The organism is Paracoccaceae bacterium, from assembly GCA_033344815.1.
Taxonomy (GTDB): Bacteria; Pseudomonadota; Alphaproteobacteria; order Rhodobacterales; family Rhodobacteraceae; genus Roseobacter.
Map to the genome: position 1 here is coordinate 3,183,782 of JAWPMR010000001.1, position 15,908 is coordinate 3,199,689.

Genomic DNA, 15,908 nt, shown 5'->3' on the forward strand with positions numbered 1-15,908 from the left:
TCAGAGCATCCCCTGCGCAATGGCGGATTGGACCGAAGCACGCGCCTTCATCCGCGCCATATACGCTTCAATCTCTGGGAAGCCGTCCAGAACGACGCCGTCCCCTTCGAGCCAACTGCACAGCATATACGCGTGCGCATCGGCCACCGAAAGCTGATCACCCAGCACGAAGTCTCCGCTGAGGCACTCATTAGTGAAAAATCGCGCACTCTCGGTCATGGTCTGGGCTACTTTGGCGGTCATGTCGTCAAAACTGGATTGCTGGTCGGCCCAGCGATGACCGCGCATTTTATGGGCGTGGTTCACATGCATCGTCGCGGCGAGAAAATACATCACGCTGCGCATTTGCGCGGCCTGCACCGGATCAGCCGGCACAAGTTCTGCATCAGGTGCGAGGCCGGCCACATACTCGAGGATTGCGCCGGTTTCGGTCAGCAATACGCCATCGTCTGTTTCCAGCGTAGGCACTCGGCCCTTGGGATTTAGCGCCAGATAGGCAGGCTTCGTCTGCTCTGCAGACGCGAAATCGACACGGATCGGGTCGTAAGGCAATCCTGCCTCTTCAAGTGCGATGACAACGGCGATGGAAATGGTGCGGGGGGCATAGTAGAGGCGCATGAAAGGGACCTTTTAAACATGGGTCTGGGCGTAGTGACGATCTGGATCTTCTAGATGTGGAATAGCATTGAACATCGTGGGCGAAAGCGCCCCTCCGATCGGAAACAAACGATGCTGAGAGGTGTTGTAGATTGCCAGAGCCATTTGCGCCATGGCGGCAATATCAAGCCTCAGCACATGGCGCATTGCCATGGAAATCAACCCACCTGAAGTGACCACAAGAGCAGGGCCATCACCCGCCGCGATCTCGCAGAGCACATCCCAGACGCGTTTTTCGAAATCGGCAAACCGTTCTGGTGCACCTGCGATTTCATCGCGCTGCCAGGCTGCAAAAACCTGTGGCAAATGTGTGGTAAATGCGGCCTGTCCTTGAGGAAAGGGTATATTGTGTTCCGCTTCAAGCGCGCGCGCCAAAGTCAGGTATTCTAACTCGTTGAGGCGGGCGTCGCGTATTGGATCAAGCCCCGTCTCCATGGACTGGGCAGTCTCGACATGACGTTTCAGGGTACCGGTGTACAGCCGCGTGTGATGTTGATTCTGGACCTTCAAATGCGCGCCGAGCCAAGCCGATTGCTGATGACCCAAAGCGCTCAACTTGTCATAGCTGGCTTCGTCTTGTGCGCCCGAATTGGCCTGACCGTGTCGTATGAGGGTGATGTGAGACATATCTGCTTTCGATTGCTTGATGCCTTATTAGGGCAGCCGCGTGTCGGTTGGAAGAGGTCAGGCTCCGACGGCCAAACCTTTATGAAGCAGGACCCGGATGCGCGACGCTGCGTTCCCATGGGAAACATATCTGGCGGAAATTCGGCCAGATATGTCGGGATTGGGGTCCTTCAAAACCGTTCTGGCCCCTATAGTCATGCGAGAATCTGGGGAGGCCTGCGGCATGTCTGACAAAATTACCTTTACAATGGACGGTCAGGACGTTCAGGCCGAGGCTGGCATGACGATCTGGGAAGTCGCAAATGGCCGTGGTCTTGTGATCCCGCATTTGTGTCACAAGCCGGCTCCCGGGTATCGCCCGGATGGGAATTGCCGCGCCTGCATGGTGGAAATTGAGGGCGAGCGTGTCTTGGCAGCCTCCTGCATTCGCGAACCCGCTGAAGGTATGGTTGTTACCACCAATTCGGCCCGTGCGGAAAATGCCCGCAAGATGGTTGTTGAAATGCTTCTGTCGGATCAGCCGGGGCAAGACGTATCGCATGATAAATCCAGCCATCTGTGGGATATGGCGGCGCTGAATGGCGTGGAGGCAAGCCGTTTTCCGAAACTCGAAGAGGGGCGCATTCCGCTTTTAGACGACAGCCATGTGGCGATGAGTGTCAACCTCGATGCCTGTATCCAATGCGGCCTGTGCGTGCGCGCCTGTCGCGAAGTGCAGGTCAATGATGTGATCGGAATGTCCGGGCGTGGACATGACTCATACCCGACCTTCGATATGGCCGATCCCATGGGCGACAGCACCTGCGTGGCTTGTGGTGAGTGCGTTCAGGCCTGCCCGACCGGCGCCTTGATGCCTGCCACCGTCGTGGATGAAAACCAGGTGGGGGACAGCGCGGATTTTGACAGCGAAGTCGAGAGCATCTGCCCATTCTGCGGGGTTGGGTGTCAGGTGTCGCTCAAGGTCAAGGACGGCAAAGTCAAATATGTGGACGGGATCAACGGCCCGGCGAATGAGGGGCGTCTTTGCGTGAAAGGGCGCTTTGGGTTTGATTATATTCATCATCCACATCGCCTGACCAAGCCCTTGATCCGCCGCGAAGATGCACCTGCCAAAGGATTGAATGTCGATCCGGGCAATTGGCAAGCCCACTTCCGCGAGGCAACCTGGGATGAGGCGCTGGATTTCGCAGCGGCGGGCATGAAGGGTCGTGGTCGCGAAATCGCGGGTTTTGGATCGGCCAAATGCACCAATGAAGAAGCCTATTTGTTCCAGAAGATGATCCGTCAGGGATTTGGGCACAACAATGTCGATCACTGCACGCGACTGTGCCATGCGTCCTCTGTCGCGGCCTTGATGGAAAATGTCGGATCGGGCGCTGTGACGGCCACGTTCAATGAAATTGAAAACGCCGATGTGGCCATTGCGATTGGCTGTAACCCGATCGAAAACCACCCCGTTGCTGCGACATTTTTCAAGCAATTCACCAAGCGCGGTGGCAAATTGATCGTGATGGACCCGCGCGGACAAGCCTTGAAACGGTTCGCCAGCCATATGTTGCAATTCCGTCCGGGTGCCGATGTGTCCATGCTAAACGCGATCATGCATACGATCGTCAAAGAAGGCCTCTACGATCAACAGTATATCGACGCCTACACCGAGAACTGGGAAGCGGAAAAAGCCCATCTGGCTGATTTCTCACCAGAAGCCATGGCGCCGATCTGCGGTATTGAACCGGATGTATTGCGCGACGTCGCGCGGACCTTTGCAGGCGCTAAGTCTGCGATGATTTTCTGGGGCATGGGCATTAGTCAGCACATCCACGGCACCGATAATTCACGCTGCCTGATCAGCCTTGCGTTGATGACGGGGCAAGTAGGGCGCCCGGGTTCTGGTCTGCACCCGCTGCGCGGGCAAAACAACGTTCAGGGCGCGTCTGATGCGGGGCTTATTCCGATGTTCCTGCCGGACTATCAACCCGTAACCGATGATGGCGTGCGTTCGGCCTTTACCAAAGTCTGGGGCTCAGCTGATTTTTCCAATGAACGCGGTTTGACGGTCACGGAAATCATGGACGCGGTGCATGAGGGCAAGATCAAAGGGATGTATGTGCTTGGTGAAAATCCGGCCATGTCGGACCCGGACGTCGAACATGCGCGGGACGCTTTGGCCAAGCTTGATCATTTGGTGGTGCAGGATATTTTCATCACCGAAACTGCAAACTACGCTGATGTGATCCTGCCTGCCAGCGCGTTTGCCGAGAAGTCCGGCACTGTGACGAACACGAACCGGCAGGTCCAGATGGGGCGCCCAGCGGTGGCACCCCCCGGTGACGCGCGCGAGGATTGGTGGATTGAGGTCGAACTGGCCAAACGTTTGGGTCTCGGGTGGACTTACGAAAGTCCCGCAGATGTATTCGCCGAGATGAAACAGAACATGCGTTCTTTGGAAAACATCACATGGGATCGATTGGCAGAGCAGAACGCGGTCACCTATCCCTCGCTGAGCCCCGAAGATCCCGGTCAGGCGATTGTGTTCGGCGAAGGGTTCCCGCGCCCGGATGGGCGTGCGAAATTCACCCCGGCCAGCGTTATTGCACCCGATGATGTCCCGGATGAAGAATACCCTATGGTGCTGACCACCGGTCGACAATTGGAGCATTGGCATACGGGGTCGATGACCCGGCGTTCCATGGTACTTGACGGTTTGGAACCTGAGGCCAATTGCTCGCTGCACCCGTCGACTTTGCGCAAACTGGGCGTTGCCCCGGGGGAGCATGTCCAACTCACTACCAAACGCGGTACGATCTCGATCATGGCCCGCGAAGACCGTGCTGTATCGCCGGACATGGTTTTTGTCCCCTTCGCCTATGTTGAGGCGGCGGCAAACATCCTGACCAACCCGGCGGTGGACCCCTATGGCAAAATCCCGGAGTTCAAGTTTTCGGCTGTCAGGGTGGAAAAAGCGGAGCGGGTTGCGGCCGAGTAACAACGCACGCGCGACGTAAGCTAATTGTTTAACAATGCACCTTATTGCCGAATGGAGATTATCGGCAAAAGGACCATTCGGCGTGAAATATTTGTTGTGCGCGATTGCGCTTTTGAACCCGGTATCGGCGCAAGCGGCAGAACAATATTGGAACTACGGTGACTGGACAGTATTTGTCCAAAGCTATGATACCGGACAAGATTTCCGTGTCGTTTGTACCGCGTCTACGGGTGGGGATGGCGATCCCATACTGTCGATTTCCCTATCGAACGGCGATGCAGCACCGCCCTACTATTACCCCGAACCAACGGTCTATGAATATGCGCCACGTGGTTATGGCACCGTCATGCAGGATGGCGCTCGGGTTCTTTTTGAGTTTGACGTTGATTGGCGCACCGAAGCTTTTGTCACGGCTGGATTTGACGAAGAGGGATTTGCCAAGGCTGCTGCGCGGGCGCATCCAGGAGACAGTTTGGGGCTTTTGCAAACAATGCGTCATGCAAGTACGCTTTGGGTGACACTGGACGGCGCTGTCGTCTATGCCGCATCTCTTGCCGGTTTTACCGCAGCTTATGGTAAGATGGCAGAGCAATGCGGTTTCCCCACCACGGGTGTGATCGACTGACACTGTTCTTAACGTAATCTGCGCGTCATAATGAAGGCGGAACCAAAACCGGGAAAGCCTCATGACAAACCCTGACCGCTTTTTAGCTGACTTGCACCATTTGCGCAGTTTTGGCGCATCCGGTGTGGGCAAGGGTGTCATTCGACCGGCCTATTCTGATGCCGATGTTGCGGCACGGCGATGGCTGTCGGGTCAAATGCGGGACGCTGGCCTGCGGGTGGAAATCGATCCCATGGGTAACCTTTTCGGACTTGCCGAGGGGCCGTCTATTCTACTTGGGTCGCACAGCGACAGCCAGCCCGAGGGCGGGTGGCTAGATGGTGCACTCGGCGTTATTGCTGCATTGGAAATTGCGCGGACATCCGTTGAAACCGGGGGGCCGCCCGTTTCTGTTGTTGCCTTTCAAGATGAAGAAGGGCGATTTGGCGTCACAACTGGCAGTGCTGTCTGGTCGGGGCAAATGACACAAGCGGAAGCGGACAAGTTATATGATCATGCTGGAGTAACTCTTGCTGATGCACGTTTAAGTATGGCCGAAATGACAACTGGCCCCGTCTGTTCATCGCAATTCACTGGTTTTGTCGAAATGCATATCGAACAAGGTCCGACCTTGTTTGAGGCAGGTGAAAAGATTGGCGTCGTCACGGATATTGTTGGCATCCGCGATATGAAGATCACCTTTGAAGGGCAACAAAACCACGCTGGTACCACACCGATGCACCTGCGCCTTGATGCATTTCAGGCGGTTTCGACCTTCAACATGATGTTGAAAGACCGCTTGCAAAATGTCGTGACGCCGCAAACTGTCTGGACCATCGGGCATCTATCGCTGCATCCGAACGCATCTTCTATCGTGCCAGGTCGCGCGGTTTTTTCGATGCAATGGCGCGATAGCGATGTGGATCGGCTAACGCGAATGGAAACGATCATTCGGGAAACCGCCGCTGAAGTTGCTGAAAACCTTGGAATGACTCTGTCCTTTGGTGCTCTTTTGGGACTTGAACCCGTCGCGATGGATCCAAGCTTGCAGTCTGCCCTATGCAACGCAGCTCAACAAACGGTACCGGGTCAATGGCGCAAAATGCCTTCTGGCGCGCTACATGATGCAACAAACGTGGCGTCCCTGATGTCCGTCGCCATGCTTTTTGTCCCCTCCATCAATGGGATCAGCCATGCCTTTGAGGAAGACACTGACGAAGCGGACCTGCTATGCGGTTTGCAGGTTTTATCTCAGGCGATAATAAACACGCCGTAGGGTGGGCTTCAGGCCACCTTCAGGCCCGCCTCATTGCCACGACACATCGCTCATGAAGATGTATCCGGCACCATAAATCGTTTTGATCAACTGTGGATTCTTTGGGTCTTCATGCAATTTGGTGCGCAAACGGGAAATGCGGACATCCATCGCACGATCAAAACTCTCGCTTGCAGCGCCTCCAAGGCTGTCTTGCATCTGGGCACGGCTGATCAGCCGTTTGGGGTTTTCCAGAAACAGACGCAACACCTCTCCTTCTGCATGAGAAAACGGGATATTCTCGCCAGAAGCATCCTCGATAAAATACTGGTTGAAATGTACCGTCCTCCCCGCAAAAACCGCAACCTGGCTGGTCGATTTTGCCGGTTTTGCCGCGCGCAGCCGTGCGCGGATGCGCGCCACGACTTCGGCGGGATCAAATGGCTTGATAATGTAGTCATCCGCACCCAGTTCCAGCCCGGTCACCCTGTCCTGAACCAGAGCGCGTCCGGAAATAATGATCACGATCGCGCCCTTTTCCAAAGCCAGTTTGTGCACCAAGGTCAACCCGTCCGTGTCGGGCAATGATAAATCGACCAGACAAACGTCAGGTGTCTGATGGGCCAAAGCCGCCGTAAATGCCTGCGCACGCCCAAAACTAATGGTGCGAAATCCGGCCTCTTCCAACGCTTCCTGAAGCATTTCTCGAATGGCCGGTTCGTCATCCAGAATGGAAATTAGTGGGGCGGTCATTTTGCAGGGGCCGTTGCGGGGTCAGATGCAAAAAGCGCGGCGAGATCCCCAGGATCAAAAGGTTTTTGCAAAACAGGCGCAGTTTTTTGTGCTGTCAGGTAGAGTGGATCATCGACAGGCAACGATGTCATCAGGACCACGGGCAGATTGCCATTCACTCTGCCGACCAGGTCTATGCCATTACATTCACCCGCCAGTTGAACGTCTGACAGAACAAACGCGATGTCGGGAACGTCCGCCATCAACGCGCTTGCTTCATCCGCACTGACAGCCTCAACAACTGAATGACCCAGATCGGTCAACATCCCGCGATAGAGGGTACGCAGATCATCCCGATCTTCCACCAACAAAACCAACCCGCTGTTTGCCTGCGCGGCAGGCCGGTAGGGCAGGCGTAACGTAACCCGCGCTCCGTCGTGGTGGTTTTCCAGACGTAAATCGCCCCCGGCAAGCTTGGTCATGTCATATACCATAGGTAATCCCAGTCCGGACCCTTCCGCCCCTTTCGTGGTAAAAAACGGATCAAATCCGCGGCTGAGAGCGGTCTGGGAGAATCCGGAACCGGTATCGCCAATCTGCCATTCGATCCAGGTATCATGCACAAGCGCGACCTTGACGGAAATTTCACCTGATCGTCCGCACGCATCACGCGCGTTCAGAACGAGGTTCAGCAGGCTGTCTGTGGCCATGCCTGCATCCAGCATCACGGGCGTTTCCGGCGTTTCCGTCTCAATTTTCAACACCACCCCCTTTGGCAAAGTAGGCGCGGCGAGTGTTTCAAAATTTCGCATCAAGGCATGAATGTCAGTTACCTCCGGTCTCAATGCGCGCTGTGCCGTCATGCCAGCGATGCTGCTCAGCAGACTGCCGCCGCGCCGCGCTGCGGACAGCGTTCCGTCAATAAGGCCTGCTGCATTCTTCGGCATCCCATCCAGACGCATCAGTTTCGATTGCAATCCCAGAATGATCGTCAGCAAGTTCGAAAAATCATGTGTCAGCCCGGAAACCATCTGCGATGCCAACGCGCGCCGCCGCGTTTGTTGCAAAGCGACGCGGGTCTGCATTTCAAGAGTCACATCCATGGATAGGATATAAACCCCGCCGCGGCCGTCCGGCGTAAAGGCTGCGCGGATGCGTCGGGTGCTTCCATCATCCGTAAACTCAAAGACCGATGGACGACCTGCATAGGCGGTCTCAAGATGCGGCGCCACGCGGATGTATGCCGAGGGTCCCAAAGCATCCGCAATATGCATGCCAAGTATCTCGGAAGGGCGACCGGGAATCACTGTGCTCAGTTGACGATTTGAATACGTATATCGCCCGCGTGCATCCACATGTGCAATATGGGCTGGCATCATTTCCGTCGTCAGGCGTGTGCGCGCTTCGATTTCAGTCAGCTCGCGTTTGGTCTCTTCAAGTGCTGCGTTCATGGCCGAGAGCTCGCGGTTGGTCATCGAGAGTTCCTTGGCATAACTGTTAAGCTGATCAGAGAGTTCCTCGGATCGGCTTTGCAAGAGCGCTTCCTGTTTCTTGGCATGCGTGATGTCCGTGTAAACGGTCACCCACCCGCCGCCTTGTGGCAAGGGTGCGCCTTCAACGCTGATGATCCGCCCATTGGCTCGGGTGCGTTCCATGTAATGCGGTTCAAAAGCGCGCGCTTGCTTCACGCGTTCTGCCACAAAGGTTTCGATGTCCGCCACAACGCCGTATTCCCCGCGCAAGGCAAGATGGCGGATCGTATCGGCAAAACCGGCACCTGGCGTGACAAGAGCCTCGGGCAGATCAAACATGCGCTTGAACGGCACATTGCACACGACCAGTTCAAGTTCGGAATCATAAATGGTCAGCGACTGGCCGATCAGGTTGAGACCCGCAGCGGTCAGGTCTTGTGTATGGGTTTGAGACAGGGCCACAGGGCGCTCCAGACGTCGAAATCATGTTAGCTTCCACGTCCGATCTTATCATCAATTGCGCTGACGAAAATCAGGTTTGTATGCTCATACCGGCACCGCGCAGTTTGTAACAATTCGTTAGGATTGAGAAATCATGACGAAAAAGTTGACCTCAAGACTAAAAACAACATTGTATTTGGTACGACGGTCAAAAAAGAGCCGCGCTTGCCTGCAAATGGGCAAGGTCTGGGAGGACAACGGTTGAACAATCGCATAGAGCGCGCCAGCGGAGAGCAATCCGTTCCGGCGCTATTGTATCGTAACGCGACAGAATTTGCGGACGCGCCTGCGTATCGCGAAAAGGAATACGGAATCTGGCAGTCCTGGACTTGGCAGGAAACGCTTGAAGAGATCGAAGCGCTGGCGATTGGACTGCTTGATCTTGGGGTTGCCGAGGGGGATTTCGTTGCGGTGATCGGGCGCAATCGCCCCAAGCTCTATTGGTCCATGGTCGCTGCTGAAATGGTCGGGGCGATCCCGGTGCCGCTTTATCAGGACGCGGTGGCCGAAGAGATGGCTTATGTGATGGGCCATTGTGGGGCGCGTTTCGTGATCGTCGGCGATCAGGAGCAGGTCGATAAGGTCATTGAAATTCAGGAAGATTTGCCCAGTTGCGAGCAGATCATCTATCTGGATCCAAGGGGTTTGCGCAAATACGACCACGCGCATTTGCACCAGTATTCCCATGTACAGGACGTAGGGCGTGCAAAACGCGAAGAGTTGATGGGCGAGCTGAACGCACGCCAGCAAAAGCTGGATTACGACAGTACCTGCGTGATGCTTTATACATCGGGCACGACGGGAAAGCCCAAAGGCGTGGTGTTGAGCAACCGCAATGTGATCGAGACCTCCAAGTCTTCATCGGAATTCGACGATCTGCGTCAGACGGATGATATTCTGGCCTATCTGCCAATGGCATGGGTGGGTGATTTTATCTTTTCCGTCGGGCAGGCGATGTGGACGGGGTTTTGCACCAATTGCCCCGAAAGCGCGGATACAATGCACACCGACCTGCGCGAAATCGGGCCGACCTACTATTTTGCGCCACCGCGTGTGTTTGAAACACAGCTGACCAATGTGATGATCCGGATGGAAGATGCCGGGCGGTTCAAAAAGTGGCTTTTTGACCTGTGTATGGCACACGCGCGCAAGGTTGGCCCCGCCATTTTGGACGGGCAACCGGTGAGCCAATGGGATCGATTCAAATACAATCTGGGTGAGCTTTTCATCTATGGCCCTCTAAAAAACACGCTTGGGTTTAGCCGTGTCCGGGTCGGCTATACGGCGGGAGAGGCGATCGGGCCGGAAATCTTTGATTTTTACCGCGCGCTCGGGATCAATTTGAAACAGCTCTATGGTCAGACGGAGGCCACGGTCTTCATCACCGCGCAGCCAGATGGCGAAGTGCGCAGCGACACGGTGGGCGTTTGCTGTCCGGGTGTGGAGTTGAAAATTGCCGAGAACGGCGAGGTGTTTTACCGCTCACCAGGCGTCTTCGTGGAATACTACAAGAACCCGGAAAGCACCGCGGATACCAAGGACGCCGAAGGGTGGGTGGCGACAGGGGATGCGGGTTTCATTGAGGAAAACACCGGGCACCTGCGCATCATTGACCGCGCCAAGGACGTGGGTCAAATGGCGAGTGGCGCACTATTTGCGCCGAAATATGTGGAGAACAAGCTCAAGTTTTTCCCGAATATTCTGGAGGTTGTCGTTTTTGGCAATGGCCGCGATGAATGTACGGCTTTTGTGAACATTGACCTCACGGCCGTAGGGAACTGGGCGGAACGCAACAACATCGGCTATGCCTCCTATCAAGAACTGGCGCGCCACCCGCAGGTGATGGACACGATCCAGAGCCACGTCGAAGAGGTCAATAAATCCGTCGCGCAGGATGAGATGCTATCTGGCTGTCAGATCCACCGGTTTGTGGTGCTGCACAAAGAACTCGATGCGGATGACGGCGAGTTGACCCGCACCCGCAAAGTACGCCGCCGGATCATTGAAGAGAAATACGCGGATATCATCGCCGCACTTTATGATGGCTCGACGTCGGTGAGCACTGTGACCGAAGTCACCTATGAAGATGGGCGCAAAGGCTCGATCGCGGCCACGCTGGAAGTGCGCGCGGCAAGCGTCGTCCCGGCGGGGACAAGGATGGCGGCGGAATGAAGTGGATTACTATTTACGTATTAACTGTGGCTTTAAGTCTTGTTTTAGCACTAACTTTTTCGCTGAGGTACTCGCAGGCTACTCTGTTTTTTGGCGCGTTAGCGCTTTTGCTCGCGTATCCCGTCATGCATAGGATACCGCAATTAAATCTGACTATGGGCTTGTTTGCAGGGCTGGTAGTCGTCGCAAGCTTCCCGTTCAGAAAGTTTTTTCAACTCGATGATTTTTTGCCTTCAACGATCGTCATGTGCGTCTACGCCGGAATTCTGTTCGTCGCCGGTCTCGGCTGGAAAAGGTCTTGGAAATGAAAGATATCGCAGAAGGATACACCACCGCCGATGGCCGCCAGATTGGGCCGGTGGTGATGGAGATGAAGAACATTACTCTGCGCTTTGGCGGTGTGGAGGCGATCAAGGACATCTCTTTTGACATCCGCGAGGGCGAAATTCGCGCGATCATCGGGCCGAACGGGGCCGGTAAGTCTTCGATGTTGAACGTTATTTCCGGGTTTTACGTACCCCAGGAAGGCCAGGTCTTTTACAAAGGCGCGCCGCGTCCCTCCATGAAACCCTATCAGGTCGCGCGGCAAGGGATTGCGCGGACGTTCCAGAACATCGCGCTTTTTGAGGGTATGTCAGTGCTGGACAACGTCATGACCGGGCGGCTGACCCATATGAAAACGGGCATGTTTTCGCAATCCTTCTGGATGGGGAAGGCCGAGAAAGAGGAAACAGAAAACCGTGAAGTCGCTGAAAAGATTATTGATTTTCTAGAGATTCAGGCGATCCGCAAGACCCCTGTGTCACGCCTGCCTTATGGGTTGAAGAAACGCGTGGAACTGGCGCGGGCGTTGGCGGCGGAACCGTCGCTTTTGTTGCTGGATGAGCCGATGGCGGGCATGAACGTGGAGGAGAAAGAGGACATGAGCCGCTTTATTCTCGATGTGAATGACGAATTTGGCACGACCATCGCCCTGATTGAGCACGACATGGGCGTGGTCATGGACCTATCCGACCGGGTGGTTGTGATGGATTACGGCAAGAAGATCGGTGACGGCACACCGAGCGAGGTGCGCAACAATCAAGCCGTCATCGACGCCTATCTGGGGGTCAGCCATGATTGAAAACCGCGGTGCACAAGCTGTACACAACCTGTACACAGGCTGTACACCGATCCCGTGCATCGGCGGGAAGGTATCGGTGGCCTGCCATGGATGACAAAAAACGTATGGCCTTTTTCTTGGGTGGCGGCACTTTTGTGGGACTGGCGCTGGGCGGGTTGCTGTACGCGCCCGGTCAGGCATCAGTCATTCCCACCAATATCCCGCAGGCTGTGGTCGCCTTGATCGAAGACCGCTGCCTCCCCTTTCTGAAGACGGTTGTTCTTCCACCGCGTCGTTTTGACGGACGCGGTCTTACGCCGGTCTTTTCTGGGTATGAACATATCGAACGATACACCGTTTTGGATGGCAAGATTACTGTCGACCCCAAGAAAACCCAAGAAGGTCCGATCTGTTCGGTTTCCAACGAATTCTCCGCTTGGGGCAGGTCCGATATCGAAAGCGTTGTCCAATACGCCATGACCCTCGGCTCTGAGTGGTCAGGCCAAGACGCCATCAGATTGGACGTGTCCTCCAATGAAGTTCCATTTCAGATCGTTTTCCGCCCCTCCGCGGGCCACGGGAAATTCCTGACGCTTTTTACCGCTCCGGTAGAAGGGAATCGAAGTTATGTGAATGTCACAATTGGATGGTCTGATTTTGAGGAGCATGTAGATGCCTGAACAACTCGCCTTTACCATCGAAGTCTTCCTCAACGGGCTTATGGCCGGGGTGCTTTACGCTCTGGTCGCGCTGGGCTTTGTGCTGATTTACAAAGCCTCTGGGATCTTCAACTTTGCCCAAGGGGTCATGGCGCTTTTTGCGGCGATGACGCTTTATGGGATCATGAACGGGTTGGTGCCTTTTGCCCACCTGATCAACGCGATTTTCGGCACGGATGTGCATCACTTTGGATGGAATATTCCAGCCTTTGCCGCGATCATTCTGACCATCGGGGTGATGATCCTGCTGGCCTATCTGGTGCAGCGGTTCATCTTTCGCTACCTCGTGGGGCAAGAGCCGATCATCCTCTTTATGGCCACCATTGGTCTTGCCTATTTCCTCGAAGGGGTGGGGGACCTCATGTGGGGGTCGGACATCAAGACGCTGAGCGTGGGTCTGCCACAGGGCATCAACGAGACCATCGATGTGACCACATTCGAGTGGTTCGGTTATGGGTTTTTCATCGACAATCTGGATATCGTGGCCTCGGTCGTGGCGATTGTGCTGGTCGCCGCCTTGGTGATGTTTGCGCAATACACCAAACAGGGCCGCGCCATGCGCGCCGTGGCGGATGATCATCAGGCCGCCCTTTCGGTCGGTGTGTCGCTGAATTTCATCTGGATATTGGTGTGGTCGCTGGCGGGGTTTGTTGCCCTCGTGGCGGGCATCATGTGGGGCGCAAAATCGGGCGTGCAGTTTTCCCTGTCTCTGATCGCGCTCAAGGCGTTGCCCGTGCTGATGCTGGGCGGCTTTACCTCCATTCCGGGCGCCATTGTGGGCGGGTTGATCATCGGGGTCGGCGAGAAACTGTTCGAATTCCTGATTGGCGCGCCCTTCCTTGGCGGCGCGACAGAGAATTGGTTCGCCTATATGCTGGCGCTGCTGTTTCTGGTGTTCCGCCCGCAAGGTCTGTTCGGGGAGAAGATCATTGAACGGGTTTGAGCAGATCATCTTGAAACGGTCCGCGGGACCGTTTGATCTGCTTAAAGGGCGGAGCCCCGGATGGCGGCGTTTTGCAAAGGGTCAGGTGGATCTTTTGAACGGGTCGGTCGAGGCCATGCCGCAGCGCTTTGATTATTCTTCAAGACTGCGCAGCAATGCAATGCTCAGGGCGGCCAACACCGTCACACCAAGTGTCAGTGCCAGATTGAAGTCTGCAAATGTCAGCATGGCGAGGCACAGGCACACGCCAACAACGCCCAGACAGATGACAATGCCCAGGGTCCAGGACATGAATCCGGTTTTCTGTGGCGTGACGTGCTGGCCGCGGGTCGGCGTTCCGACAAATTCGGGTTCAACAACGTCGACGCTGTCAATCAAGGCAGCGCGCTGTGCCTGGTATTCGGCATCGGAAATATCTTCCCGCGCCAATCTTTCGTCCAAAGTGCGCAGCTCCCTGAGGATTGCCGTCATTAGCTCCACTCCTACTCATGGCAGGCAAGGTGCCGGATCAATTGGGGCAGAATGGGGCGAAATTGGGAAAAATTGTGGCATGGTTAAAAACGGCTCCGCAAGTCGCCGCACAAAGGGGGACGGTGCAGATGGCGCTCTCTGAAAGCATGCGGTTGTCCTGCCATTGTGGCGCCTGCGAAATGCGGGTGCGCCTTGGCGAGCCCTTAACAGCGGCGCGGCGCTGTGATTGTTCATTCTGCCGGCGCAGGGGGGCCATGAACGTGACCGTAAATGACGGTGATTTGCAGGTTCTGAAGGGGGATGCCTTGTCGCTCTACCAATTTGGCACCTTTGGTGCGGAGCATTACTTCTGTCGCATTTGCGGCTGTTATACGCATCATCGACGCAGATCGAACACCTCCGAGTTCGGAGTCAATGTCGGGGGATTGGAAGGTGTCAATCCGCGCGATATTGATCCGGTGCCTTGGTTGGATGGCGTTAACTACAACCCCGTGAAACAAGGGAGCGTCTAGATGCTTTACCGTGAAGCCGGTGATTTCAGCACCACATATCCGCAGGACAGCCAGACGTTCCCGATCAAATTTGATCGCTGGCGGTACTATGCGGTGCTGTTTGTGGCGATCTTTATCATCCCGTTTCTGGTGAATGATTATTGGGTGAACTCGATTTTCATGCCGTTTCTGATCTATGCCATTGCGGCGATCGGGTTGAACATTCTGGTGGGCTATTGTGGTCAGGTGTCTTTGGGCACGGGCGGTTTCATGGCCGTCGGGGCCTATGCCTGCTATAAACTCATGACGTCTTTTCCCGAGGTCAGCATGTTCATCCACGTGCTGCTGGCGGGGGGCATTACGGCCATGGTGGGCGTGCTGTTTGGGCTTCCCAGTTTGCGGATCAAGGGATTCTATCTGGCCGTGGCGACGCTGGCCGCGCAGTTCTTTCTGGTCTGGTTGTTCAACCGCGTGTCGTGGTTTTACAACTATTCTGCGAGCGGACAAATCAATGCGCCGGAACGCGACACATTCGGCATCCTGATCACGGGACCCAATACCGAGGCCTGGGCGACCTATCTGTTCTGCCTGATCTTCACGATCTTTTCGGCGGTGATGGCGCGCAACCTGACGCGCGGCTCCGTCGGCCGGCAATGGATGGCAATCCGCGATATGGACATTGCGGCTGAAATCATCGGGGTGAACCCGCTGCGCGCCAAACTCACGGCCTTCGCGGTAAGTTCGTTTTTCGTCGGCATCAGCGGAGCGCTGTTCTTTGCGGTCTATCTGGGCGCGGTCGAGGTGGGCGAAGTTTTCGGCATCACCAAGTCATTCCTCGTGCTCTTCATGATCATCATCGGCGGGCTGGGGTCGATCTTTGGCTCCTTTGCGGGCGCGGCCTTTCTGGTGCTGCTGCCAGTGCTTTTGAAGATTGTCGGCGTGGATTGGCTGGGATGGCCGACGGATATCGTGGCGCACCTCAATCTGGTGATCGTCGGTGGGTTGATCGTGGTCTTCCTGATCGCCGAACCCCACGGTCTGGCGCAACTGTGGCGCGTGGCCAAGGAGAAATTGAGATTGTGGCCTTTCCCACACTAGGGCGGGTCACAGAATAACGGCGGGCAAAACCGCCCGACAAAACCCGGGCAACCGGGACATCGGACAAAAACCAAGGGA

The 15,908-nt window shown here is 55.6% G+C and carries 15 protein-coding genes; 10 read left to right on the forward strand and 5 right to left on the reverse strand.

Features of this window, described 5'->3' with window-relative positions:
• Complete coding sequence (locus R8G34_14750) at nt 1–618, reverse strand: glutathione S-transferase family protein (GenBank protein ID MDW3224122.1); 618 nt, start codon at nt 616–618, stop codon at nt 1–3.
• Nucleotides 619–630: 12 nt separating this feature from the next.
• A complete protein-coding gene (locus tag R8G34_14755) occupies nt 631–1,284 on the reverse strand; it encodes a histidine phosphatase family protein (protein ID MDW3224123.1) in 654 nt (217 codons plus the stop codon).
• 223 nt (nt 1,285–1,507) lie between these two features.
• Between R8G34_14755 and fdhF the strand changes: the two genes are divergently transcribed.
• The 3 genes from fdhF to R8G34_14770 all read left to right on the forward strand — a co-directional run bounded on the left by fdhF (nt 1,508) and on the right by R8G34_14770 (nt 6,150).
• Nucleotides 1,508–4,270 carry a formate dehydrogenase subunit alpha gene (gene fdhF / locus R8G34_14760; protein ID MDW3224124.1) on the forward strand — a complete coding sequence of 921 codons (2,763 nt, stop codon included), beginning with the start codon at nt 1,508–1,510 and terminating at the stop codon, nt 4,268–4,270.
• 82 nt (nt 4,271–4,352) lie between these two features.
• Nucleotides 4,353–4,895: a hypothetical protein gene (locus R8G34_14765; protein MDW3224125.1), complete on the forward strand. Its 543-nt coding sequence runs from the start codon at nt 4,353–4,355 to the stop codon at nt 4,893–4,895.
• A gap of 61 nt (nt 4,896–4,956) precedes the next feature.
• Nucleotides 4,957–6,150, forward strand: a complete 1,194-nt coding sequence (locus R8G34_14770) for a hydantoinase/carbamoylase family amidase (GenBank protein MDW3224126.1) — start codon at nt 4,957–4,959, stop codon at nt 6,148–6,150.
• Nucleotides 6,151–6,180: 30 nt separating this feature from the next.
• Here the strand turns inward: R8G34_14770 and R8G34_14775 are convergent, their stop codons facing one another.
• Nucleotides 6,181–6,882 carry a response regulator transcription factor gene (locus tag R8G34_14775; GenBank protein ID MDW3224127.1) on the reverse strand — a complete coding sequence of 234 codons (702 nt, stop codon included), beginning with the start codon at nt 6,880–6,882 and terminating at the stop codon, nt 6,181–6,183.
• Nucleotides 6,879–8,795 carry a PAS-domain containing protein gene (locus R8G34_14780; protein MDW3224128.1) on the reverse strand — a complete coding sequence of 639 codons (1,917 nt, stop codon included), beginning with the start codon at nt 8,793–8,795 and terminating at the stop codon, nt 6,879–6,881. Before R8G34_14780 ends, R8G34_14775 begins: the two co-directional genes overlap by 4 nt.
• 240 nt (nt 8,796–9,035) lie before the next feature.
• Here R8G34_14780 and R8G34_14785 point away from each other — a divergent pair, with 240 nt between their 5' ends.
• The 5 genes from R8G34_14785 (at nt 9,036) to R8G34_14805 (ending at nt 13,770) form a co-directional block, all read left to right on the forward strand.
• Nucleotides 9,036–11,006 carry an AMP-binding protein gene (locus tag R8G34_14785; GenBank protein MDW3224129.1) on the forward strand — a complete coding sequence of 657 codons (1,971 nt, stop codon included), beginning with the start codon at nt 9,036–9,038 and terminating at the stop codon, nt 11,004–11,006.
• Entirely contained in the window at nt 11,003–11,314 is a 312-nt protein-coding gene (locus R8G34_14790; GenBank protein ID MDW3224130.1) for a hypothetical protein, read from the forward strand. Before R8G34_14785 ends, R8G34_14790 begins: the two co-directional genes overlap by 4 nt.
• On the forward strand, nt 11,311–12,129 hold the full coding sequence (locus R8G34_14795) for an ABC transporter ATP-binding protein (protein ID MDW3224131.1): 819 nt from the start codon (nt 11,311–11,313) through the stop codon (nt 12,127–12,129). Before R8G34_14790 ends, R8G34_14795 begins: the two co-directional genes overlap by 4 nt.
• Before the next feature lie 86 nt (nt 12,130–12,215).
• Nucleotides 12,216–12,788 (forward strand): hypothetical protein, encoded by a 573-nt coding sequence (locus tag R8G34_14800; GenBank protein MDW3224132.1) that lies wholly within the window; start codon nt 12,216–12,218, stop codon nt 12,786–12,788.
• Nucleotides 12,781–13,770 (forward strand): branched-chain amino acid ABC transporter permease, encoded by a 990-nt coding sequence (locus R8G34_14805; GenBank protein MDW3224133.1) that lies wholly within the window; start codon nt 12,781–12,783, stop codon nt 13,768–13,770. Before R8G34_14800 ends, R8G34_14805 begins: the two co-directional genes overlap by 8 nt.
• A 132-nt stretch (nt 13,771–13,902) precedes the next feature.
• Here the strand turns inward: R8G34_14805 and R8G34_14810 are convergent, their stop codons facing one another.
• Nucleotides 13,903–14,241, reverse strand: coding sequence for an SHOCT domain-containing protein (locus tag R8G34_14810; GenBank protein MDW3224134.1), 339 nt, complete (start codon nt 14,239–14,241; stop codon nt 13,903–13,905).
• Between the two features lie 146 nt (nt 14,242–14,387).
• On the opposite strand from R8G34_14810, the gene R8G34_14815 reads away from it, so the two are divergent.
• Nucleotides 14,388–14,753, forward strand: a complete 366-nt coding sequence (locus tag R8G34_14815) for a GFA family protein (GenBank protein MDW3224135.1) — start codon at nt 14,388–14,390, stop codon at nt 14,751–14,753.
• Nucleotides 14,754–15,830: a branched-chain amino acid ABC transporter permease gene (locus R8G34_14820; protein MDW3224136.1), complete on the forward strand. Its 1,077-nt coding sequence runs from the start codon at nt 14,754–14,756 to the stop codon at nt 15,828–15,830.
• The last annotated feature ends 78 nt before the right edge of the window (nt 15,831–15,908 follow it).

What these genes read in the sequence shown, in the direction of transcription:
- R8G34_14750 (MDW3224122.1), bottom strand. Translation starts at nt 618, where the DNA reads ATGCGCCTCTACTATGCCCCCCGCACCATTTCCATCGCCGTTGTCATC.
- R8G34_14755 (MDW3224123.1), bottom strand. Translation starts at nt 1,284, where the DNA reads ATGTCTCACATCACCCTCATACGACACGGTCAGGCCAATTCGGGCGCA.
- fdhF (MDW3224124.1), top strand. Translation starts at nt 1,508, where the DNA reads ATGTCTGACAAAATTACCTTTACAATGGACGGTCAGGACGTTCAGGCC.
- R8G34_14770 (MDW3224126.1), top strand. Translation starts at nt 4,957, where the DNA reads ATGACAAACCCTGACCGCTTTTTAGCTGACTTGCACCATTTGCGCAGT.
- R8G34_14775 (MDW3224127.1), bottom strand. Translation starts at nt 6,882, where the DNA reads ATGACCGCCCCACTAATTTCCATTCTGGATGACGAACCGGCCATTCGA.
- R8G34_14790 (MDW3224130.1), top strand. Translation starts at nt 11,003, where the DNA reads ATGAAGTGGATTACTATTTACGTATTAACTGTGGCTTTAAGTCTTGTT.
- R8G34_14795 (MDW3224131.1), top strand. Translation starts at nt 11,311, where the DNA reads ATGAAAGATATCGCAGAAGGATACACCACCGCCGATGGCCGCCAGATT.
- R8G34_14800 (MDW3224132.1), top strand. Translation starts at nt 12,216, where the DNA reads ATGGATGACAAAAAACGTATGGCCTTTTTCTTGGGTGGCGGCACTTTT.
- R8G34_14805 (MDW3224133.1), top strand. Translation starts at nt 12,781, where the DNA reads ATGCCTGAACAACTCGCCTTTACCATCGAAGTCTTCCTCAACGGGCTT.
- R8G34_14810 (MDW3224134.1), bottom strand. Translation starts at nt 14,241, where the DNA reads ATGACGGCAATCCTCAGGGAGCTGCGCACTTTGGACGAAAGATTGGCG.
- R8G34_14815 (MDW3224135.1), top strand. Translation starts at nt 14,388, where the DNA reads ATGCGGTTGTCCTGCCATTGTGGCGCCTGCGAAATGCGGGTGCGCCTT.
- R8G34_14820 (MDW3224136.1), top strand. Translation starts at nt 14,754, where the DNA reads ATGCTTTACCGTGAAGCCGGTGATTTCAGCACCACATATCCGCAGGAC.